The sequence below is a fragment of the Hafnia sp. HMSC23F03 genome (assembly GCF_001816025.1).
Taxonomy (GTDB): domain Bacteria; phylum Pseudomonadota; class Gammaproteobacteria; order Enterobacterales; family Enterobacteriaceae; genus Hafnia; species Hafnia paralvei.
This window is the reverse complement of the sequence record NZ_KV824216.1, coordinates 124,709-145,160: the sequence shown is the minus strand read 5'-3', so window position 1 is coordinate 145,160 and position 20,452 is coordinate 124,709. Positions and strand designations below refer to the sequence as shown.

General features: G+C 49.3%; 21 protein-coding genes. 10 read left to right on the top strand and 11 right to left on the bottom strand.

Annotated elements, in window-relative coordinates; all coding sequences use genetic code 11:
• The first annotated feature begins 456 nt into the window (after positions 1 to 456).
• The gene (gene glpX, locus HMPREF3091_RS08955; protein ID WP_070715395.1) at positions 457 to 1,467 is read left to right on the top strand and encodes a class II fructose-bisphosphatase; all 1,011 of its coding nucleotides are present in this window, start codon (positions 457 to 459) and stop codon (positions 1,465 to 1,467) included.
• A gap of 56 nt (positions 1,468 to 1,523) precedes the next feature.
• Here the strand turns inward: glpX and emrD are convergent, their stop codons facing one another.
• Complete coding sequence (gene emrD / locus HMPREF3091_RS08950) at positions 1,524 to 2,708, bottom strand: multidrug efflux MFS transporter EmrD (protein ID WP_070715393.1); 1,185 nt, start codon at positions 2,706 to 2,708, stop codon at positions 1,524 to 1,526.
• A gap of 415 nt (positions 2,709 to 3,123) precedes the next feature.
• On the opposite strand from emrD, the gene HMPREF3091_RS08945 reads away from it, so the two are divergent.
• Together HMPREF3091_RS08945 and fpr are read left to right on the top strand one after the other, a co-directional pair.
• The gene (locus tag HMPREF3091_RS08945; RefSeq protein ID WP_004094203.1) at positions 3,124 to 3,747 is read left to right on the top strand and encodes a helix-turn-helix transcriptional regulator; all 624 of its coding nucleotides are present in this window, start codon (positions 3,124 to 3,126) and stop codon (positions 3,745 to 3,747) included.
• A gap of 2 nt (positions 3,748 to 3,749) precedes the next feature.
• Complete coding sequence (gene fpr / locus HMPREF3091_RS08940) at positions 3,750 to 4,496, top strand: ferredoxin--NADP(+) reductase (RefSeq protein ID WP_070715390.1); 747 nt, start codon at positions 3,750 to 3,752, stop codon at positions 4,494 to 4,496.
• A 52-nt stretch (positions 4,497 to 4,548) separates the two neighbouring features.
• Here the strand turns inward: fpr and HMPREF3091_RS08935 are convergent, their stop codons facing one another.
• Complete coding sequence (locus HMPREF3091_RS08935; protein ID WP_061059354.1) at positions 4,549 to 4,980, bottom strand: DUF805 domain-containing protein; 432 nt, start codon at positions 4,978 to 4,980, stop codon at positions 4,549 to 4,551.
• Between the two features lie 273 nt (positions 4,981 to 5,253).
• On the opposite strand from HMPREF3091_RS08935, the gene HMPREF3091_RS08930 reads away from it, so the two are divergent.
• Both HMPREF3091_RS08930 and tpiA read left to right on the top strand, forming a co-directional pair.
• The gene (locus tag HMPREF3091_RS08930; RefSeq protein ID WP_070715388.1) at positions 5,254 to 5,961 is read left to right on the top strand and encodes a DUF1454 family protein; all 708 of its coding nucleotides are present in this window, start codon (positions 5,254 to 5,256) and stop codon (positions 5,959 to 5,961) included.
• Positions 5,962 to 6,087: 126 nt separating this feature from the next.
• Positions 6,088 to 6,855 carry a triose-phosphate isomerase gene (tpiA, locus tag HMPREF3091_RS08925; RefSeq protein WP_008815791.1) on the top strand — a complete coding sequence of 256 codons (768 nt, stop codon included), beginning with the start codon at positions 6,088 to 6,090 and terminating at the stop codon, positions 6,853 to 6,855.
• A 68-nt stretch (positions 6,856 to 6,923) separates the two neighbouring features.
• Here tpiA and HMPREF3091_RS08920 read toward each other — a convergent pair whose 3' ends face one another.
• The 4 genes from HMPREF3091_RS08920 to cpxP form a co-directional block, all read right to left on the bottom strand.
• Positions 6,924 to 7,913, bottom strand: coding sequence for a sulfate ABC transporter substrate-binding protein (locus HMPREF3091_RS08920; protein WP_039185201.1), 990 nt, complete (start codon positions 7,911 to 7,913; stop codon positions 6,924 to 6,926).
• 205 nt (positions 7,914 to 8,118) lie between these two features.
• Positions 8,119 to 9,081 carry a 6-phosphofructokinase gene (gene pfkA, locus HMPREF3091_RS08915; protein WP_004094193.1) on the bottom strand — a complete coding sequence of 321 codons (963 nt, stop codon included), beginning with the start codon at positions 9,079 to 9,081 and terminating at the stop codon, positions 8,119 to 8,121.
• Positions 9,082 to 9,415: 334 nt separating this feature from the next.
• Positions 9,416 to 10,318, bottom strand: coding sequence for a CDF family cation-efflux transporter FieF (gene fieF / locus HMPREF3091_RS08910; RefSeq protein ID WP_070715387.1), 903 nt, complete (start codon positions 10,316 to 10,318; stop codon positions 9,416 to 9,418).
• Between the two features lie 252 nt (positions 10,319 to 10,570).
• A complete protein-coding gene (gene cpxP / locus HMPREF3091_RS08905; RefSeq protein WP_020303931.1) occupies positions 10,571 to 11,044 on the bottom strand; it encodes a cell-envelope stress modulator CpxP in 474 nt (157 codons plus the stop codon).
• A 151-nt stretch (positions 11,045 to 11,195) separates the two neighbouring features.
• On the opposite strand from cpxP, the gene cpxR reads away from it, so the two are divergent.
• Genes cpxR through trmL form a run of 3 tightly spaced genes read left to right on the top strand, consistent with a single transcriptional unit; the run spans position 11,196 to position 13,777 of the window.
• Entirely contained in the window at positions 11,196 to 11,894 is a 699-nt protein-coding gene (cpxR, locus tag HMPREF3091_RS08900; protein ID WP_004094186.1) for an envelope stress response regulator transcription factor CpxR, read from the top strand.
• Complete coding sequence (gene cpxA, locus HMPREF3091_RS08895) at positions 11,891 to 13,261, top strand: envelope stress sensor histidine kinase CpxA (RefSeq protein WP_070715385.1); 1,371 nt, start codon at positions 11,891 to 11,893, stop codon at positions 13,259 to 13,261. The genes cpxR and cpxA overlap by 4 nt, the downstream gene beginning before the upstream one ends.
• 42 nt (positions 13,262 to 13,303) lie before the next feature.
• A complete protein-coding gene (gene trmL / locus HMPREF3091_RS08890; protein WP_035503657.1) occupies positions 13,304 to 13,777 on the top strand; it encodes a tRNA (uridine(34)/cytosine(34)/5-carboxymethylaminomethyluridine(34)-2'-O)-methyltransferase TrmL in 474 nt (157 codons plus the stop codon).
• A gap of 65 nt (positions 13,778 to 13,842) precedes the next feature.
• Here the strand turns inward: trmL and cysE are convergent, their stop codons facing one another.
• The 5 genes from cysE to HMPREF3091_RS08865 form a co-directional block, all read right to left on the bottom strand.
• Complete coding sequence (cysE, locus tag HMPREF3091_RS08885; RefSeq protein WP_008815786.1) at positions 13,843 to 14,664, bottom strand: serine O-acetyltransferase; 822 nt, start codon at positions 14,662 to 14,664, stop codon at positions 13,843 to 13,845.
• Between the two features lie 211 nt (positions 14,665 to 14,875).
• Complete coding sequence (gene gpsA, locus HMPREF3091_RS08880) at positions 14,876 to 15,895, bottom strand: NAD(P)H-dependent glycerol-3-phosphate dehydrogenase (protein WP_004094179.1); 1,020 nt, start codon at positions 15,893 to 15,895, stop codon at positions 14,876 to 14,878.
• Positions 15,895 to 16,368: a protein-export chaperone SecB gene (gene secB / locus HMPREF3091_RS08875; protein WP_008815784.1), complete on the bottom strand. Its 474-nt coding sequence runs from the start codon at positions 16,366 to 16,368 to the stop codon at positions 15,895 to 15,897. Before secB ends, gpsA begins: the two co-directional genes overlap by 1 nt.
• A 62-nt stretch (positions 16,369 to 16,430) precedes the next feature.
• On the bottom strand, positions 16,431 to 16,679 hold the full coding sequence (gene grxC / locus HMPREF3091_RS08870; protein WP_070715383.1) for a glutaredoxin 3: 249 nt from the start codon (positions 16,677 to 16,679) through the stop codon (positions 16,431 to 16,433).
• A 17-nt stretch (positions 16,680 to 16,696) separates the two neighbouring features.
• The gene (locus HMPREF3091_RS08865; protein WP_035503673.1) at positions 16,697 to 17,128 is read right to left on the bottom strand and encodes a rhodanese-like domain-containing protein; all 432 of its coding nucleotides are present in this window, start codon (positions 17,126 to 17,128) and stop codon (positions 16,697 to 16,699) included.
• Between the two features lie 385 nt (positions 17,129 to 17,513).
• Here HMPREF3091_RS08865 and gpmM point away from each other — a divergent pair, with 385 nt between their 5' ends.
• Positions 17,514 to 19,058: a 2,3-bisphosphoglycerate-independent phosphoglycerate mutase gene (gene gpmM, locus HMPREF3091_RS08860; RefSeq protein ID WP_004094166.1), complete on the top strand. Its 1,545-nt coding sequence runs from the start codon at positions 17,514 to 17,516 to the stop codon at positions 19,056 to 19,058.
• A 9-nt stretch (positions 19,059 to 19,067) separates the two neighbouring features.
• The gene (gene envC / locus HMPREF3091_RS08855; RefSeq protein WP_070715381.1) at positions 19,068 to 20,429 is read left to right on the top strand and encodes a murein hydrolase activator EnvC; all 1,362 of its coding nucleotides are present in this window, start codon (positions 19,068 to 19,070) and stop codon (positions 20,427 to 20,429) included.
• The last annotated feature ends 23 nt before the right edge of the window (positions 20,430 to 20,452 follow it).

Genomic DNA, 20,452 nt, shown 5'->3' with positions numbered 1-20,452 from the left:
GCGCCCCAAACTCCGTCACGACATCCCTGTCGTGACGGCTCTCCCTGCCAACACTTAAGCTTTTAAAAGACAAAACAATATTGCTTTGTCTTCTCGTGTTGAATGAAATGCATGATAGAACCGCCATCAGGGATGATGGCGGTAGGACGAAGGCGCACAGGGATGTGCGCTCTGAGACCGGTCGGCCAAACGACTCGGTAAAAAGCGCGAGAGTCGAGAGGTTGCGCGCTGGCAACCTCTCGTCGTACGCCTACGTCAGCCGCCTAATGGAAGTTCTAATGCTAACGGGCGTACGAAACCATTCACGGTACAAGCATAGAAAGGTTCTGACGTAGGCAACAGCGTTTGAGCACCTTGTTTAGATACCTACATAAGGCGGACACCCCACTTCCTACCTTGTGGTAAAATCCCTCCATAATCATCCCTCAATCTTTCAGTAACCAATACGGATCTATCATGAAACGTGAATTAGCCATCGAATTCTCCCGCGTCACCGAAGCCGCAGCTCTGGCTGGATACAAGTGGTTAGGCCGTGGTGATAAAAATGCCGCTGACGGCGCTGCCGTTAATGCCATGCGCATCATGCTTAACCAAGTCGATATCGACGGTGAAATCGTGATCGGTGAGGGTGAAATCGATGAAGCTCCAATGTTGTATATCGGTGAGCGTGTTGGTACTGGTAACGGCGATCAGGTTGATATCGCCGTCGATCCCATTGAAGGCACCCGTATGACCGCCATGGGTCAATCTAATGCGCTAGCCGTTATGGCCGTTGGCGATAAAGGTACTTTTTTGCGCGCACCGGATATGTATATGGAGAAACTGGTTGTCGGCCCTCAGGCCAAAGGCGTTATCGATTTAAATCGACCATTGGCCGAAAACCTGCGTCTGGTTGCCGAGAAGCTAGAAAAACCGCTGCATGAGCTAACCGTCATTACGCTGGCAAAACCACGCCATGACGCTGTAATTGCTGAAATGCAGACGCTTGGCGTTAAAGTATTTGCGATTCCTGACGGCGACGTAGCAGCTTCAATTCTGACCTGTATGCCTGAAAGCGAAGTTGACGTCATGTACGGCATCGGCGGCGCGCCAGAAGGTGTTGTCTCAGCCGCTGTGATCCGTGCGCTAGATGGTGATATGCATGGCCGCCTGATCGCTCGACACGATGTAAAAGGCGATACCCCAGAAAACCGCGCGCTTGGCGAACAAGAGCTCAAGCGTTGCGCTGAGATGGGAATCGAAGCGGGTAAAGTGCTGCGCTTAGACGAAATGGCACGCAACGATAACGTCGTATTCTCCGCGACGGGAATAACCAAAGGTGATTTGCTGGAAGGTATTTATCGTAAAGGGAATATGGCTACCACTGAAACTCTGCTGGTGCGCGGTAAATCACGCACTATTCGCCGTATTCGTTCGACACATTATCTCGATCGCAAAGATCCAAAGATTTGTGAATTAATCATCTAGTTTCGCTATCTCTCAGCCTCTCATTCACTGGCGAGGCTGAGGTTTTAGGGCTCGACTTACACCATATGCCCTTGCTGCTGCATTTTATGCGCAAGCGGCAGCCAGCAGAGCAAAATCATCACGCCCATTGCCGTCATTAACATCCCTAAGCTGAACTGCCCCGTCTGTGGTAATAACGCAGAGAACCAAGCCATTGCGCCAGAACCCACGTTTTGTAAACCGCCTACCAATGCACCCGCAGCCCCTGCCAAGAATGGAAATGGCTCCATAGCCCCTGTTGTTGCCAGCGGGAATAGCATTCCGGCGCCAAAGAAGAACAGTGCTGCAGGCACCACCAGCGTCCAAATATTCATAATGCCAAACCAGCCTGGGATCCACATCATAACGCCAGCGAGCAAGCAGCTGATTACCGAATGCCACATCAGGGTGGAGAAGCTTTTCCCCTGACGCCCTGCGTACCACGCACCAAAGAAGGCAGCGGGGATAGGTAAGATAAACAGAATACTCACGACGATACCGCTGAGCCCCAAAACGCCGCCCATCAGCACACCGGAACAAGCCTCGAATACCGCAACCCCTGCAAGTCCACCCACGAGCATAATCAAATAGCAGCCGAAAGAACCGTTGGTCAGCAGCATTTTGTAGCTGGCAAACATATTCTTACGCGGCGCATTTGCCGGACGCGTTTCTGGCAGCCAGCGGTACATTGAAAACGCAACGCACGCGCAAAGCAGCAGCAAAAAGCCATAGCAAGCGCGCCAACCGAGTACAGAATCCAGCATACCGCCAATCACCGGTGCCAACAGCGGACTGACGAGAATCCCCATGTTCAATAGGCTGTTGGCATAGCGTAGAGAAGGCCCTTCATAGAGGTCGCGCGGCATAGTACGAGCCATCACACCAGCCACGCCGGTTCCCATGCCTTGTAACGCGCTTGCCATAACCAACATATCTAAATTGGTCGATAGCAACGCCCACAGCGCACCAATGATGAAAATCCCCATCCCCGCCAAAATGACCGGGCGACGTCCCACACGATCGGAGATGGGGCCGTAGATCAACTGCGATCCACCGTAGGTCAGCAAATAAGCGGCCATGACCCCTTGCACAGCGCCACTGCGCACGCCCAGATCACGCGCCATATCTGCAATAGAAGGCACATAGATGGTCTGTGCCATCTGGCCAACTGCGACGAGCAGAATCAACATCACTAACAGGTGAAAATTCTCGAGCTTTCTCATTATTTTACGCTTGCCAACGCATCAAATTAGTATCATTAACTATTCATGACATAAATGTCAGGAAGTTAAAGCCATAGATCGGCGCATAATCTAACAGATTAGATTAAATAAACGAGCGAGGAAGGTTCTTTATTCTGGCTGATTTTGGCATACAAAAGTACCTAGCTCGTAAAGAAAAAGTTACAGCGGGATGTTCATTCTGCGACGGGATTAAAAATAGAGGATATTAATCATTTAATAGAGATATATAAGTTATTAAACTATATACCCAAAATAATTCGAGTTGCATTGAGAAAGCAAGCGAGTGAATCCCGATGAACTTACTCTAGTAAGCGATTCGGATGAATGAACGCAGCCAACAAAAATGCAAGTTGAAGTATGACGGGTATACCCACTTTCCAAAAGGATTTGAGTCATGAAGACACCAGAATTGATCATGCTGCAGTTGAAAAGCCTTGGTCCTCAGTCAGCCAAGATGCTGGCTGATAGAATATCGATCACCACAATGGGCATTCGTCAGCATTTACAACAGCTCGAACAACGCGAACTTGTCTGTTATGAAGAGGCCAGAACCAAAGTGGGCCGCCCAACTCGTTACTGGTCGCTAACGACCAAGGGACACAGTCAGTTCCCCGATCGCCATCAAGACCTGTCGCGCGTGATCCTCGGTGCCGCGCAGCAACTCTTCGGCGATGAAGGTGTTGAAAAACTCATTAATGTCCGCGAAGACTCACTGTTCCAGCGCTACGCAACGGAGCTGGAAAAATATCCCGAAGGCGAAGAACGTTTTCAGGCACTGGCTCGCTTGCGCCAAAACGACGGCTACATGGCCGAACTTGAGGTTGAAGATGATGCCGTGGTGCTGATTGAAAACCACTGTCCGATTGGCGTTGCAGCCCATAACTGCGGTAACTTATGTAACTCTGAGTTGAGTTTATTGCATCGCCTGTTGGGTCCAAACTATCAAATTGACCGCGTCGAGCATATTATTTCCAACTCACGTCGCTGTGCATATCGCATTACACCTCGGGAGTTGTAACCATGGCTGAATGGGTAACGGGCACCATTACTCAAGTTCAACACTGGACAGAGAATCTGTTCAGCATCACGCTGCAAGCACCGGTCCATAACTTTACTGCCGGACAGTTTGCCAAACTGGGCTTAGATATTGACGGAGAGCGTGTACAGCGCGCTTATTCGTATGTAAATGCGCCAAGCGATAATAACTTAGAGTTTTATCTGGTAACCGTACCTGATGGTAAGCTCAGTCCGCGTCTGCATAGACTTCAGGCAGGTGATACTTTACAGGTCACAGAAGAAGCCGCCGGTTTCTTTGTTCTGGATGAAGTTCCAGACTGTAAAACGCTTTGGATGCTGGCGACCGGTACTGCATTGGGGCCATATTTATCAATTTTGCAGGAAGGTAAAGATCTCGAGCGCTTTGAGAATATTGTCTTAGTTCATGCCGCTCGCTTAGCGCAGGACTTAAGCTATCTGCCATTGATGCAGCAGTTGGAACAGCGCTACAACGGCAAATTACGGATTCAAACCGTAGTAAGCCGTGAGAATGCCGCAGGTTCACTTCAGGGGCGCGTTCCTGCGCTCATTGAGAATGGTTCTTTGGAAGCTGCGGTAGGTTTGAAAATCGACGCTGAAGAGAGCCACGTGATGTTGTGCGGCAATCCGCAAATGGTGCGGGATACCCAACAAGTGCTGAAGGATTCACGTGGAATGCGCAAGCATCTGCGCCGTAAACCGGGGCACATCACCAGTGAGCATTACTGGTAAATTTCAGCGATGATAAAACATGTGCCGGTTTGACCACCGGCATTTTTTTGGCTTAACGGCCTGCGTTCTTAAAATCGACCGGCGTTGGTTCTGGGCCAAAACGGTTATCCCCTTCGGTACCTATAAACGAACCACAGTCGATCAGCATCATCACCCCGATCAGCGTAGGAATAAAACGCCCAACTCCCCACTGCCAGATCTCGGCTAACATACTCCAGTTTCCTGCAGCCAGCATCCAGGCCACAACGACCAAAAGAGCCCACCAGCCCGACTTATTGCGATCGTGCAAGCGCTTTACCAACACCGCTGCCGTTGGCCACAATGAAAAAACCAAACCAAAGGCCGCCGTTTGTAACGAAATCCAGCCACTTCCAGCAATCGAAAAAATAATCACTAACAGAAGCGCCCACAATCCCATCCATATCCAGAAATCGCGCCGCCCAATTCGTCCGTTAAAAGAGAAACACCACTTTTGAATGGTCATAATCTGAAGTTGCCTACGTTATTATACCCTCAATATTTCGAGTTACAGGAAGGCGGCAAGTGAGCCAATCCCGATGAGCTTACTCTAGTCAGTGATTCGGGTAAGCGAGCGCAGCCAACGCACATGCATCTCGAAGTATGACGGGTATAGAGCTAATGGCGGCAAAGTTTACCTTATCTCTCTCGGCCTCGGGAAATTTTGCACACAATTTTGACAATCACCCTTCGAAAACGCTTTAATCAGGTATAGGCGTGTGTATTACCAACATTCAGAATGGCAGATTGGAACATCAGACCAACAATGAAAAAAACGAGTTGCTACACATCCAAGGCTTTCTTCGCAATACTGATTCTATGGTATGCAGGCAGCAGTTTTTCTGTCAGTGCTGCGCAGGAAGAAGGGCGTACACTTTCTGACGAGCTCCCCGCTGCCCCTTACCTATTGCCCAACGCCCCAACGTTCGACCTGACACTGGTTCAATTTCGCGCCAAGTACAACATTGAAAACCCGACGCTTGTCATCAACGAATATCGGGCTATTAGCGTAAAAAACGAAGAGACGGCTATCACGCGCGCCGCCAGCAAAATCAATGATTATCTCTACTCTTCGGTTGTACTGGAAAAGGGCACAGGAAAAATCAAGAGCTTACAGATCACCTACATTCCGCCCGTGTCGATAAAAAACGATAAAGAAAATGGAAAAGACGGCAAGAAGCTCGATAAATCAGACGATAAAGTCTCACGCGAGTCGCGCGAACTCGCCATCAACTACATGGCCGCTATCATGCGGCACTTTTCGCCTACACTAACCTTTGATCAATGCACGGCTAAAGTCTCCTCGCTGTTGAATAAAGGCAAAGGCCAGCTCTATTTCGCCCAAAATGATGGGGCGATGCGTTATGTCGTATCGGATAGCGCAGAAAAAGGTATTACTTTCGCAGTTGAACCGATTAAGCTGTCGCTATCAGATAATGCGGCTTAATCGCATCCTTTCGTATTTCATGATGGAAAACAAAACTTCTTAGTCGCGAGCTTTCTATACTGATTTACAGACAATGCCGGTAAGGCAGACTTTTACGATTATGTGTTCCGAATTGGAGAAATGAAAATGCGTCAACCATTAGTCATGGGCAACTGGAAACTCAACGGCAGCCACCACATGGTCAACGAACTGATCCTTGCGCTGCGCAACGAACTGAGCGCCGTAGCCAACTGTGACGTTGCTATCGCTCCACCAACCATCTATCTGGACCAGGCTGCACATACTCTGGCAGGTTCTCGTATCGCACTGGGTGCACAAGACGTTGGTATCAACGCTTCTGGTGCATTCACCGGTGAAACTTCGGCTCAAATGCTGAAAGATGTCGGTGCTAAATACATCATTATCGGTCACTCAGAGCGTCGTACTTACCACAAAGAAAGCGACGAGTTTATTGCAGAGAAATTTGCAGCCGTTAAAGAAGCTGGCCTGATCCCTGTGCTGTGCATCGGTGAAACCGACGCAGAAAATGAAGCGGGTAAAACTCAGGAAGTTTGCGCTCGTCAATTAGACGCCGTGCTGAAAACCATGGGTGCTCAGGTGTTCAAAGGTGCAGTTATCGCATACGAACCAGTATGGGCAATCGGTACTGGCAAATCAGCAACCCCAGCTCAGGCTCAAGCCGTTCACAAATTCATCCGCGACCACATTGCTAAACACAATGCCGAAGCAGCTGAAGAAGTTATTATCCAATACGGTGGTTCTGTTAACGCAGCAAACGCCGCTGAACTGTTCACTCAGCCAGATATCGATGGCGCGCTGGTTGGCGGTGCATCTCTGAAAGCTGACGCTTTTGCCGTTATCGTTAAAGCTGCGGCTGAAGCAAAAACTGCATAATTGCGTTTCTGCTTTCTTGCATGCAAAAAAAACCCCGGAGAACCGGGGTTTTTTATGGCTGGATAATGCTATCTCTGGGAAATCTGATCGAATTCCCCACCGGTTGCAAAATGCTCTTTCTGAGCCTTCTGCCAGCCACCAAAGAGCTGATCAACGGTGAATAACTTCAGCTGCGGAAATTGCTGACTGTATTGCTTGGCAATTGCCTCATCACGTGGGCGGTAGTAATTTTTGGCGGCGATGGTCTGCCCTTCAGGTGAATACAGATATTTCAGGTACTCATCCGCAACCTGACGCGTTCCACGCTTATCGACCACTTTATCCACCACGGATACCGTCGGCTCAGCCAGAATAGAAACACTCGGCGTCACAATTTCAAACTGGTCTTTGCCCAATTCATGCTGAGCCAGTAGCGCTTCGTTCTCCCACGCAATCAACACATCGCCGATGCCACGTTCAACGAAAGTATTCGTTGCACCGCGAGCGCCAGAATCAAGTACCTCTACGTTCTTATACAGCGCTTTGACGAACTCTTTCGCCTTAGCCTGATCGTTATTGTTATTTTCCAGCGCATAACCCCACGCACCTAAATAGTTCCAGCGAGCGCCACCGGAGGTTTTAGGGTTAGGCGTAATAACTGAAACGCCCGGCTTAATTAAGTCATTCCAGTCGTGAATTTGCTTTGGGTTACCTTTACGAACTAAGAAAACAATGGTTGAAGTGTAGGGTGCCGAATTATCTGGCAGACGCTTAATCCATGCTTTATCTATTCGTCCACGCTCCGCGATTGCATCAACATCATAGGCTAGCGCCAGCGTCACTACGTCGGCTTCGATACCGTTAATCACCGATGTCGCCTGCTTGCCCGATCCACCATGAGACTGTCTGATCGTTACGTTATCGCCAGTCTCCTGTTTGTAGTGCTTGCTGAACGCTTCGTTATATTGCTGATAAAGCTCTCGTGTTGGATCATAAGAAACGTTTAGCAACTGAATATCTTTTGCCAGCGCACCGGTAGCCACCAGCAGTAACGACAGACCAATCCCAAGTTTACGCATCACCGCTCTCCAAACTTTTACCTAAGTAGTTAAAAGAGAGCCTGCCAGAAAGCAGGAAAATGATTAAAGAATAAAAAAGATACAGTTATGCTTTCAAGGAATAATAACGAAAGGTTGATCTGCCAATCACAGCAACAAAAAAGCCCCATGAAGGGGCTTTTGAAATGGTTAACGCCTGAATTGCTTAGGCCTCTGGCTTAAACAATTAGTACAGCATTTTCGCTGTTTCCAGCCAATCACCTTTGAATGGACGCTTCATGTTTTCTACCGCGTCGATAATATCGTGGTGAACCAGCTTTTCGTTCTGAATACCGACACAGCGTCCACCGTAGCCCTGCAACAGCAGTTCAATAGAGTATGCGCCCATGCGGGAAGCTAAAATGCGGTCATAGGCGACTGGAGCCCCACCACGCTGGATGTGACCCAGAACGGTTGCACGAGTCTCTCGACCGGTTTCTTGCTCGATATGTTTAGCTAACTCGTCGATGTCACAGATGTGCTCAGTGATTGCCACGATAGCGTGTTTTTTGCCTTTGATAATGCCGGCTTTGATTTCGTTAACCAGATCTTCACGCTTGAACTCAACCTCTGGCAGAACGATAAACTCACAGCCCCCAGCGATAGCCGCTGCCAACGTCAGGTCACCACAGTAGCGGCCCATGACTTCTACGATAGAAATACGCTGGTGAGAAGAAGAGGTATCACGCAGGCGGTCGATCGCTTCAACGACAGTTTCCAGTGCGGTGAAGTAACCGATAGTGTAGTCCGTACCTGCAACGTCGTTATCGATCGTGCCCGGCAAGCCGATGCAAGGGAAGCCCATCTCCGTGATACGCTTCGCCCCCATGTATGAACCATCACCACCAATAACCACTAGCGCATCTAGCCCAACTTTACGCATGTTATCAACGGCTTTCTCACGCACTTTATCATCGCGGAACTCAGGGAAACGCGCAGAACCCAAGAAAGTACCGCCACGGTTAATCATGTCTGACACACTTGAGCGATCAAGCTGCTTCATACGACCTTCATACAAGCCGAGGTAGCCGTCCTCGATACCGTAGACTTCTAACCCTTTGGCTAATGCCGCACGTACAACACCACGGATCGCAGCGTTCATACCTGGAGCGTCACCGCCACTCGTCAATACACCGATTTTCTTGATCATGACTACCTCTGAGCTTGTAGATGCTATTCTTAAGAATTGTTTTCGCCATCGCGCTAAACGTTATTATATGTGGTACAGGACACAGGTATAGAAAATGAACGTTTATTGCTGCTACTGCTGAATATTATATCAAAGTTATCCAGCTGAATTGATTCAGGTCAGTCTAGTTTGTGGTAAAAAATTTCCCAAGCACTAAAGGAATAAATTTAAAAACCCACCACACCCATCACACTATTGCTTACATTCTCTAATGATTTTGGTTGTGAAAGCTGTGATAAACGGGATAACGCCCGCAGCCACCAGCTTAAACTATAACTTTATAGCTTAGTCGCGATTAGACCTCCCAGTGCCCTTTTCGAGTATCAGGCACCACGGAGCACGGGTCCTGATGGATTATGACGTCAGAACCGGGAAACCGTTGCAAAATAGCCTGCTCAACTTGTTCGGCGATTTCATGAGCCTGAATTAAAGGGAGGTTATCGTCCATCTCGATATGTAACTGAATAAAACGCGTCGGCCCTGATTGGCGGGTTCTTAAATCATGTACTCCGCTAACGCCCGGCCAAGCATGGACGATATCAACAATAGCCTGACGCTCATCATCATCTAATGCACGATCTAGCAAAGACTGTACGGCTTCATAGCCCATACGCAGCGCGCTATACAGGATATAAACGCCGATTCCGAGCGCAAACAAAGAGTCCGCACGCGTGAAACCGTACCAGCTCAATCCCAGTGAAATCAAAATTGCACCGTTCATCATGACGTCAGACTGGTAATGAAGCATATCCGCGCGCACTGCCTGACTGCGGGTTTTCCGTACCACCCAGCGTTGGAAGGTCACTAATGCCATCGTACAGGCCAAAGCGATAATTGTTACCCCAATACCAAGACCTGGGTCAGTCATCGGTTCAGGGTTGATAAGGTGCTGGAAACCGGTCAGGAACAGGAACAATGCGGAGCCGGAAATAAACATGCTTTGTGCCAGTGCGGCCAGCGATTCCGCCTTACCATGGCCAAAGGTGTGTTCTTCATCAGCAGGCTGTAATGAGTAACGTACCACCAGCAAATTCGTCAAGGATGCGGCGATATCTACAATGGAGTCCACCAGTGATGCCAAAAGACTGACAGAACCAGTGTGCCACCAGGCAAGCGTTTTAATAATAAGGAGTGCGGTGGCTGTGACCGTGGCTCCCAGCGCAGCGGTTTTAACTAACCGTGCATATTGCTGGTCCATGAAAATATCCTTTAATCATTTAGGGCTGTTCAGTATAGCGAATTAATGACAAAAAAGGCCGCTGGGAACATGGCTTGTCTTCGCTCAGATTAGCACAATGCTCTGTTACGTTTGGGAAGATATCTATTCTTGAGGACGACTTACTCCTCCCTCTCACTTAGCTCATCTTAATTTACAAACTACAGGCAAAAAAAACCCCACCGTAAGGTGGGGAAGACAGGGATGGTGTCTATGGCAAGGAAAAACAGGGTGCTACTCTTTCGTACCTAACTTCAGGGCTGAAGTATTCTGCATGGTCGCTATCTGCTGCTGCCAATTGGCAATCCGCTGCTGGTAACGCTCATTTAACTGGGCCTTTTGCTCTGGAGTAAGCAGGTTGTACATCTGGTTGCGAATTTTCGCCATTTCAACCTGACGGTTTATACTCTCCTGAGCCATTTTCTCGGCTAACTGCCGCACTGCGGCTTCATCGAACTTTTCTGCCGTTACCAGATTGTGCATGGTTTCAGCCTCCGCGATATCAACGCGGGGTAAATCGTGTCGCGCAAGCTGCATCAAATCTCGCATTTGCTGGCGCTGATGTTCACTAAGATTCACACCATCAAACATGCGGTTATGATCCATACTTTGATACAACATACCGTTATGTTGAGAGCCTTCGGCAAATGCTGCGGTTGAGGCCATCGCAAGCATAAACGTCATGGCTAACGAGGTTACTTTACGCATCATCTACTCCTTTGCATTGGCTGGCTCATGTGAATCGACGAGAATCAGTGTAGCTCTGGGCCTGAAAACTAGCGTCAGTGCATGTAAAACTAAGTAAAGTCATGGAATAGCGGCACTTGTTGTCGTATTTTGCGTCAGGAGGTAAATACCTATGAATAAAATTTTACTGGTTGATGACGATCGCGAACTGACGTCACTACTGCAAGAACTGCTGGATTTAGAAGGTTTTAGCGTCGTCGTTGCTCACGATGGCGAACAGGCTCTGGAGCTTTTAGATTCCAGCATCGATTTATTATTGTTAGACGTCATGATGCCGAAGAAAAACGGTATCGATACATTGAAAGAAGTTCGCCAACATCACCAAACGCCAGTAATTATGCTCACTGCGCGCGGTAGTGAATTGGATCGCGTGCTGGGTCTAGAACTCGGCGCAGATGATTACTTACCTAAGCCGTTCAACGATCGCGAGCTAGTTGCACGTATCCGTGCAATTTTGCGCCGATCGAATTGGAATGAGCAGCAACAAAGCAACGAAAGCAACGCGCCAACGCTGGAAGTTGATCACCTGTTACTGAATCCGGGGCGTCAAGAAGCCAGTTTTGATGGACAAACATTAGAACTGACAGGAACCGAGTTCACCCTGCTTTATCTGCTGGCTCAGCATTTAGGACAGGTTGTTTCACGTGAACACCTAAGTCAGGAAGTCTTGGGTAAACGTCTGACACCGTTTGACCGTGCTATCGATATGCATATTTCTAACCTGCGCCGTAAGCTGCCTGAACGCAAGGACGGTCAACCTTGGTTTAAAACGCTACGCGGTCGCGGCTATCTGATGGTGTCTGTTTCATGATTAACAGCCTTACGGCACGTATCTTTGCCATTTTCTGGTTAACGCTGGCGTTAGTGCTGATGGTGGTGCTGATGCTGCCAAAGCTCGACTCACGTCAGCTAACCTCATTACTGGACAGTGAACGCCGTCAAGGCATTATGCTGGAACAGCACGTGGAAGCGGAGTTAGCTGTCGACCCGGCGAATGACCTGATGTGGTGGCGTCGCTTGTTCCGCGCCATTGATAAATGGTCTCCCCCAGGTCAGCGGCTTCTGTTAGTGACAAGCGAAGGGCGCGTTATTGGCGCTCAACGCAATGAAATGCAGATCGTACGTAACTTTATCGGCCAGTCTGATAACGCAGACCAGCCGAAAAAGAAAAAATATGGCCGACTCGAAATGTTGGGGCCCTTCCCTATTCGTGATGGCGAAGATAATTACCAGCTCTATCTAGTACGCCCAGCAAGCAGCCCACAGTCCGACTTCATCAACCTGATGTTTGACCGCCCGCTGTTACTGTTACTGGTTACGATGCTCATTAGCTCACCTCTGTTGCTCTGGTTAGCATGGAGCCTCGCGAGCCCTGCCCGTAAGCTTAAAAATGCTGCCGATGATGTTGCCAGCGGTAACCTCAAACAACATCCCGAATTGGAGGCTGGCCCGCAGGAGTTCTTAGCCACCGGAGCAAGTTTCAACCAAATGGTGAGCGCTCTCGAGCGCATGGTTAACGCACAGCAACGGCTTATCTCTGATATCTCACATGAGCTAAGAACACCGCTGACACGCCTGCAGCTTGCTACCGCGCTGATGCGTCGCCGCCATGGTGAATATAACGAACTATCGCGTATAGAGATAGAAGCTCATCGTCTCGACAGCATGATCAATGACTTGCTAGCGCTGTCTCGCAATCAGCATAAAACCGAGCTGGAGCGCGAGCACCTAAAAGCCGATGAGCTTTGGGATGACGTGTTGGAAAATGCCAAATTTGAGGCTGAACAAGTCGGCAAAACGCTAGAGATTATCAGCCCGCCGGGGCCTTGGCCGCTATTTGGCAGCCATGCGGCACTCGATAGTGCGTTTGAAAATATCGTGCGTAACGCTCTTCGCTACTCTCATCACAAAATTGCGGTGACGTTTAGCTGTGACAATCAGGGGATCACCATTCACGTCGACGATGACGGCCCAGGTGTCGCACCAGAAGACCGTGAGCAGATCTTCCGCCCGTTCTATCGCACTGATGAGGCGCGCGACCGCGAGTCAGGAGGTACAGGCTTAGGCTTGGCAATCGTTGAAACCGTGGTAGAACAGCATAACGGCTGGGTCAAGGCCGAAGACAGCCCTCTGGGTGGTCTGCGCCTAACACTTTGGCTACCGCTTTATACGCGATAAGTTTGGAGTATAATGCGCCCCCTGACCTTGGGGGCGTACCACATGTTAAATATCGTTTTATTTGAACCAGAAATCCCACCGAATACCGGCAATATCATCCGTCTTTGCGCCAACACGGGCTTTAAATTACACCTTATCGAACCGTTAGGTTTTACTTGGGACGATAAGCGTCTGCGCCGCGCAGGTCTGGACTATCACGAGTTCGCCACGCTAAAAAAACATCATGACTATCAAGCCTTTCTCGATAGCGAAAAACCTGAACGCCTCTTTGCTTTGACGACAAAAGGTACGCCGGCACACAGCGCGGTAAGTTATCAAGCGGGTGATTATCTGGTGTTTGGCCCAGAAACGCGCGGATTACCGGCCTACATTCTGGATGCTCTGCCTGCTCAGCAAAAAATTCGTATCCCGATGCTCGCCAGCAGTCGCAGCATGAATCTGTCAAATGCGGTTTCTGTTGTGGTCTACGAAGCGTGGCGCCAACTGGGCTACGAAGGTGCGCTACTGAAAGAGTAAGTTATTAGTAGAATATGATGCGAGGCAGGCGAATGTCTGCCCCGTGAAATGAAGACAAGTTGTATTTAGATACCGTCGCCGAACTCAAAACCGTCATGTGCGCCGTTAAACAACTGATCCATATCCATAGATGGCTTTTCGCTTTCAGGACGTCCGACAATGCGAGCAGGCACACCGGCAGCGGTTGTATGCGCTGGAATTGGATGCAAGACAACTGAGCCCGCCCCAATCTTGGCACCACGGCCAACCTCAATGTTGCCGAGAATTTTAGCACCAGCTCCGATCATTACGCCTTCGCGGATTTTTGGGTGACGGTCGCCGCCCTCTTTTCCCGTACCGCCCAGCGTCACCGATTGCAGAATAGAAACATCATTTTCTACAACGGCGGTTTCGCCGATCACAATTCCGGTTGCGTGATCGAGCATGATCCCACAGCCAATGCGCGCAGCAGGGTGAATATCCACCCCAAAAACAACGGAAATCTGGTTTTGCAGATAAATAGCCAACGCTTTACGATCTTGTGACCATAACCAATGCCCGATGCGATACGCTTGAAGCGCATGGAAACCTTTGAGGTACAATAGCGGCGTGGAGTATTTATCAACTGCGGGGTCACGCTGACGTACGGCAAGAATATCGCGCGCCGCATAGTCCGTCATATTGGTGTCTGCACGGTAGGCTTCTTCCACCACCTCGCGGATCGCAATGGCGGGCATAATGGCGTTCGCCAGCTTATTCGCCAAAATGTAACTCAGTGCACTACCCAGATTTTCATGCTTCAGCAAGGTGGCATGATAGAAGCTAGCCAGCATCGGCTCACACTCGGCCAAACCACGCGCCTCGGTTTTGATGCATTGCCAGATTTGTTCTAATTCTTCTATCGACATACAACGCTCCCTTACTTCACCTAAATTACTGCTATTTAATTGCTGCCGCGATGATCTTCGCGCCAGCTGTACCCAAAATAATTGGCGTTGCATGACAAAAGCCTTAAGACTTTTTGTCATGCAGCTTCAAGTATGACGGGGATATAATTTAGACAACAATTAACCAGACCGACTATCATGCGGTCAAGCAGTTATGCCAAGAAATTGGCATCTAGCGGCTGGTCTTTTCGTCTTTGCGTGCACGACCTAACAGCGTCAGCGCAGCTTCTCGCGCATCTTTATGGCAGTAAAGCACCTGATAGATTTGCTCAGTGATCGGCATTTCAACACCATAGCGCTGAGCCAACGCCATCACCTCTTTGGTGTTGCGATAACCTTCTACCACCTGACCAATCTTATCCTGCGCTTCTTGTACGCCAATGCCTTGCCCCAACATAATTCCGAAACGGCGGTTACGAGACTGGTTATCGGTACAAGTCAGCACCAAATCGCCTAATCCCGACATCCCCATAAAGGTGGTTGGATCGGCACCTAGCGCAACGCCAAGACGGCTCATCTCAGTCAAACCACGGGTGATCAGCGCTGTTCTGGCATTTGCCCCAAAACCGATGCCATCGGACATTCCCGCACCAATCGCAATCACGTTTTTCACCGCGCCGCCCAGCTGTACACCGATAAAATCGGGGTTGCTGTAAACACGGAAGCTTTTGCCACAGTGTAATAGCTGCTGCAAATCTTCAGTGAACTGTGCGTCAGTTGATGATAATGCGATCGCCGTGGGAAGACCCGCAGCCAACTCTTTCGCAAACGTAGGGCCCGATAGCGTCGCTAAAGGAATATCAGGACCGAGAGCCTCACGGGCGACGTCTTGCAACAGACGGCCTGTTTCCGCTTCCAATCCCTTAGTTGCCCAAACGATACGTGAATCAGCACGCAAATAAGGCTTCAGTTGACGCAGCACTTCACCAAACACATGGCTAGGTACAACAACCAGCACATCACGGCTTGCAGCCATTGCCTGCGCAAGATCGGTTTCCAGCTTGAGCGTATCAGGGAAAGGAACATCAGGCAGGAAGGCCTGATTACAACGCGCAGCATCCAGTGCATTGATATGCTTGGGATCGTGTCCCCACAGCACTACCTGATGCCCATTGCGCGCCAGCGTAATTGCCAGAGCGGTGCCGTACGAGCCGGCACCGATGACGGTCATTGAAGCCGTTGGGTTATTCATTAGGCATCCAGAGGCTGCTGTTCAGCACCTTCTGCGCCTTCAGCTTGCTGCAGATAGTTCATGAACAGTGCATCAAAGTTAACGGGAGCTAAGTTCAGCTGTGGGAAAGTACCACGAGAAACCAAGCTGGTGATGCATTCACGCGCATACGGGAACAGGATGTTCGGGCAGTAAGCACCAAGGCAATGCGCCATCTGAGTGCCTTCAATGCCAGAAATTGTGAAAATACCTGCCTGCTGAACTTCACACAGGAATGCAGTTTCTTCGCCCAGAGATGCGGTTACCGTCACGCGCAGCACAACTTCAAACACGCCGTCAGCCAGTTGGGTTGATGCCGTATCCAGATCCAGTTTAACTTCTGGCTGCCATTCTTTCTGGAATACCGCCGGTGCGTTTGGTGCTTCAAAAGAGATATCTTTGGTGTATACACGCTGGATCTGGAAAGACATCTCTGAGTTATTTTGTTCTGACATAGTGTTAATACCTTTTAAGTTAATATCCATAAATAGGATTTATGGGGCGAATACCGTACTGATTACAAAAGCGGGTCGAGACCACCCTTCGCATCCAGCGCGTGTAAATCGTCACAGCCACCAATGTGCTGCCCATCAATAAAAATTTGTGGCACGGTTGTACGACCGCTGCGCTCAATCATTTCTTCACGCTTTTTTGGGTCGTTATCAATAGCAATTTCATTAAACTGAGCACCTTTTGACTGCAACAGTGCTTTTGCACGATGACAGAAAGGACAGGTCGCTTTGGTATAGATATCAATGTTTGCCATGATCAATTCCTTGCAGATTATTTACCGCGCGCTAAAGGCAGGTTCTCACCGCTCCAGCCTGCGATACCATCTTTCAACGTGTAAACGCGTTCAAAGCCCGCTTTCACTAAATGCTCACCGGATTCACGAGAGCTCATGCCGTTGGCACAAACCACGATGACTGGCTGAGTTTTATGTTTATCCAGTTCACCAAAGCTACCGTTTTTCAGGTCGCTAGGCGTCAGGTTCAGAGAGTTTGCCAGATGTCCTTTGCGGAAATCTTCGCGAGAGCGAGTATCAACGACTACGGCATCTTCTTTGTTAATGAGAAGAGTTGCTTCACCACGAGTAATTTCTTTTACTTTGGAGAAACGGCTTTTAAAGGTGGTGACCAGTACTGCTACAAACAGAACAATCCACGCTACGCTAAGTATGGGATGGGCACTCACAAATTGCATAATCTCTTGCATTTGCATGGGGTGTAACGACTCCCGTCAGTTAAGGGATAAAATCAAAGTGTCAGAGTATACCTGCGCAGTGCATCAATTACAGCCAGAAGACCTGTTACTAAAAACGAATCTGCGGCATAACCCGAAATTTTTCATTATTCAGACAGGGTTTACCTGCCCAAAATGCGGAACAGAAACGATCATTTGATCTTTCTGCACTCAATTCACCACAGACTGTAGTAAAATTACACTACTTTGAGTGCAAATAGCCGTGTATGTTATTCGGCCTTTGCTTAGGCACCGCTCTGCGGGCGTGCTAGTGATCCGTTTTAGCATAAACGGCTATTCACACTTGAACGTATTTTGAACTCAAACTTTGAACTTATAAAGAAACGAGGTTGTTGCAATGTCGAGCGCCAAAAAACCTATGGTACTGGTGATTCTGGACGGTTACGGTTACCGCGAAGAAACCCAAGATAACGCGATTCTTAACGCTAAGCGTCCTGTGATGGATCGTTTGTGGAAAGAGTATCCGCACACCCTGATTTCTGCTTCCGGCTTAGACGTGGGTCTGCCTGACGGTCAAATGGGTAACTCAGAAGTGGGTCACGTAAACTTAGGCGCAGGCCGCATCGTATACCAAGACCTGACTCGTCTAGATAAAGAAATCAAAGACGGCGATTTCTTCGCTAACGAAGTGCTGGTTGGCGCTGTTGATAAAGCCGTATCTCTGGGCAAAGCAGTCCACATCATGGGCTTGATGTCTCCGGGCGGCGTTCACAGTCACGAAGAACATATTCTCGCTATGGTTGAACTGGCCGCTAAACGCGGTGCAGAAAAAATCTACCTGCATGCATTCCTAGACGGACGTGACACTCCGCCGCGCAGTGCTGAAAATACACTGAAACGATTCACCGAGAAATTTGCCGAACTGGGTAAGGGCCGTATTGCTTCTCTGATTGGTCGCTACTATGCCATGGATCGCGATAACCGTTGGGATCGCGTGCAGTTAGCCTACGACCTGTTGACCGAAGCCAAAGGCGAATTCACCGCTGAAAACGCTGTGGCTGGCCTTGAAGCCGCTTACGCTCGCGATGAAAATGACGAGTTTGTTAAACCAACCGTGATTAAAGCCGCTGGTGAACCAGATGCCATCATGGAAGACGGCGATGCCCTGATCTTCATGAACTTCCGCGCTGACCGTGCTCGCCAAATCACCCGCACCTTTGTTAACGCCGACTTCGACGGTTTCAAACGCAACAAAGTGGTTAACTTCAGCAACTTCGTGATGCTGACTGAGTACGCTGCTGACATCAAAGCTGCATGTGCTTATCCACCATCATCACTGGAAAACACTTTCGGCGAATGGCTGATGAAGCATGACAAAACCCAGCTGCGTATTTCCGAAACTGAAAAATATGCGCACGTAACGTTCTTCTATAACGGTGGCGTTGAAGAACCGTTTAAAGGCGAAGACCGCATCCTGATCAACTCACCAAAAGTTGCCACCTACGATCTACAGCCAGAGATGAGCTCTGCTGAGTTGACCGAGAAGCTGGTCGCTGCAATCAACAGCGGTAAATACGATGCGATCATTTGTAACTATCCTAACGGTGATATGGTTGGCCACACGGGTATTTATGACGCAGCGGTTAAAGCCGTTGAGACACTGGACCATTGCGTCGGTCAGGTTGTGGAAGCCGTACAAAACGTAGGTGGCCAGTTGCTGATCACCGCAGATCACGGTAACGCCGAGCTCATGCGCGATCAGGTTACTGGTGCTGCTTATACCGCTCATACCAACCTGCCGGTGCCGCTTATCTATGTCGGAAAACCAGCTAAAGCCGTTGAAGGCGGTAAATTGTCTGACATCGCAGCAACCATGTTAACGATGATGGACATGGAAGTGCCTAAAGAGATGACTGGTAAGCCGCTGTTCATCGTGGAATAATCGATCCCCATGAGGGGAAAAGACCAATTTCACGAATCAAAGGTAGCCTTAGCGCTCAAAACGGGTAAAAACATCGGTGATAAGCAAACGTGTTTGTCACCGTTACCCACAGCGCTTCGCATGCTGCCAATACTATGTGCCAGTTTCATTTATGCTGGCGCATGGTTTTCTTCGTTCCCCGCGATTGCCGCTGACGACAATAAACAGCAGCTAAAATCTATTCAGCAAGACATTGCTGAAAAAGAAAAAGCCGTAAAACAACAGCAGCAACAACGCAGTTCACTGCAAGATCAGCTCAAAGCACAAGAAAAAATCATCGCTCAGGCGAGTCGATCTCTGCGAGAAACGCAGTCTGAACTGGCGACGTTAAGTGCCAATGTCACCAAACTAACCGCATCAATTAAAAAGCTTCAGTCGCAAGAGAATAAGCATCTACAACTGCTTGAGCATCAGCTCGATATGGCTTTCCGTTTAGGGAAACATACCGGCATTCAAGTATTGCTGAGTGGTGAAGAAAGCCAGCGCAGCGAGCGTATCTTGGCTTACTTTGGCTATCTCAATGAAGCTCGCCAGAAGAACATTGATAAACTAAACCAAACTCGCACAGATTTAGCCAGTGAAAAGAAAGCGCTAGAAGCGGCACAGAACCAGCAAAAAGCGATTCTCATCACTCAGCAGCAAGCTCAACAACAGCTTGAATCTGCCCGCATTCAGCGACAAAAAACACTGTCATCATTGGAAAGCGCTCTGGCGAAAGACCAGCAACAGCTCTCTGAAATGAAAGCGAACGAATCGCGCCTGCGCGATCAGATTGCAAAAGCCGAACGTGAAGCTAAGGCTCGAGCCGAGCGAGAGGCACGTGAAGCTGCCAAACTTCAGGCCCAAATGAAGGCTAAAGAAGAACAGGCGAAGAAAAAAGGAACCACCTACAGATACAAACCAACGGAAAGTGAGCGTTCGTTAATCGCCCGTACCGGTGGTTTAGGCCGTGGCAACGGTCAAGCTATGTGGCCAGTTCGCGGTCGTACTATTCACAGTTTCGGCGAAACACTGCAAGGTGAGCTGCGCTGGAAAGGGATGGTTATTGCCGCATCCGAGGGTAGCGAAGTCAAAGCTATCGCAGATGGTCGCGTACTGTTGGCCGATTGGCTACAAGGCTATGGCTTAGTCGTCGTCGTTGAGCACGGTAAAGGCGATATGAGCCTGTATGGTTATAACCAAAGCGCGCTGGTTAACGTAGGTGCTCAAGTGCGCGCTGGTCAGCCAATTGCACTGGTTGGTAACAGCGGCGGCCAAGGCCAACCTGCTCTTTACTTCGAAATTCGCCGTCAAGGACAAGCCGTTAACCCACTACCGTGGCTTGGACGTTAGACCCGCGATTCGCCATTCACCCC

Bases quoted from the DNA above. Each gene is read 5' to 3' on its own strand.
- pfkA (WP_004094193.1), bottom strand. From the start codon at position 9,081: ATGATCAAGAAAATCGGTGTATTGACGAGTGGCGGTGACGCTCCAGGT.
- trmL (WP_035503657.1), top strand. From the start codon at position 13,304: ATGTTAAATATCGTTTTATTTGAACCAGAAATCCCACCGAATACCGGC.
- glpX (WP_070715395.1), top strand. From the start codon at position 457: ATGAAACGTGAATTAGCCATCGAATTCTCCCGCGTCACCGAAGCCGCA.
- cpxP (WP_020303931.1), bottom strand. From the start codon at position 11,044: ATGCGTAAAGTAACCTCGTTAGCCATGACGTTTATGCTTGCGATGGCC.
- cpxR (WP_004094186.1), top strand. From the start codon at position 11,196: ATGAATAAAATTTTACTGGTTGATGACGATCGCGAACTGACGTCACTA.
- HMPREF3091_RS08935 (WP_061059354.1), bottom strand. From the start codon at position 4,980: ATGACCATTCAAAAGTGGTGTTTCTCTTTTAACGGACGAATTGGGCGG.
- cpxA (WP_070715385.1), top strand. From the start codon at position 11,891: ATGATTAACAGCCTTACGGCACGTATCTTTGCCATTTTCTGGTTAACG.
- gpmM (WP_004094166.1), top strand. From the start codon at position 17,514: ATGTCGAGCGCCAAAAAACCTATGGTACTGGTGATTCTGGACGGTTAC.
- cysE (WP_008815786.1), bottom strand. From the start codon at position 14,664: ATGTCGATAGAAGAATTAGAACAAATCTGGCAATGCATCAAAACCGAG.
- fieF (WP_070715387.1), bottom strand. From the start codon at position 10,318: ATGGACCAGCAATATGCACGGTTAGTTAAAACCGCTGCGCTGGGAGCC.
- emrD (WP_070715393.1), bottom strand. From the start codon at position 2,708: ATGAGAAAGCTCGAGAATTTTCACCTGTTAGTGATGTTGATTCTGCTC.
- envC (WP_070715381.1), top strand. From the start codon at position 19,068: ATGAGGGGAAAAGACCAATTTCACGAATCAAAGGTAGCCTTAGCGCTC.
- HMPREF3091_RS08865 (WP_035503673.1), bottom strand. From the start codon at position 17,128: ATGCAAGAGATTATGCAATTTGTGAGTGCCCATCCCATACTTAGCGTA.
- secB (WP_008815784.1), bottom strand. From the start codon at position 16,368: ATGTCAGAACAAAATAACTCAGAGATGTCTTTCCAGATCCAGCGTGTA.
- grxC (WP_070715383.1), bottom strand. From the start codon at position 16,679: ATGGCAAACATTGATATCTATACCAAAGCGACCTGTCCTTTCTGTCAT.
- gpsA (WP_004094179.1), bottom strand. From the start codon at position 15,895: ATGAATAACCCAACGGCTTCAATGACCGTCATCGGTGCCGGCTCGTAC.
- fpr (WP_070715390.1), top strand. From the start codon at position 3,750: ATGGCTGAATGGGTAACGGGCACCATTACTCAAGTTCAACACTGGACA.
- HMPREF3091_RS08920 (WP_039185201.1), bottom strand. From the start codon at position 7,913: ATGCGTAAACTTGGGATTGGTCTGTCGTTACTGCTGGTGGCTACCGGT.
- tpiA (WP_008815791.1), top strand. From the start codon at position 6,088: ATGCGTCAACCATTAGTCATGGGCAACTGGAAACTCAACGGCAGCCAC.
- HMPREF3091_RS08945 (WP_004094203.1), top strand. From the start codon at position 3,124: ATGAAGACACCAGAATTGATCATGCTGCAGTTGAAAAGCCTTGGTCCT.
- HMPREF3091_RS08930 (WP_070715388.1), top strand. From the start codon at position 5,254: ATGGCAGATTGGAACATCAGACCAACAATGAAAAAAACGAGTTGCTAC.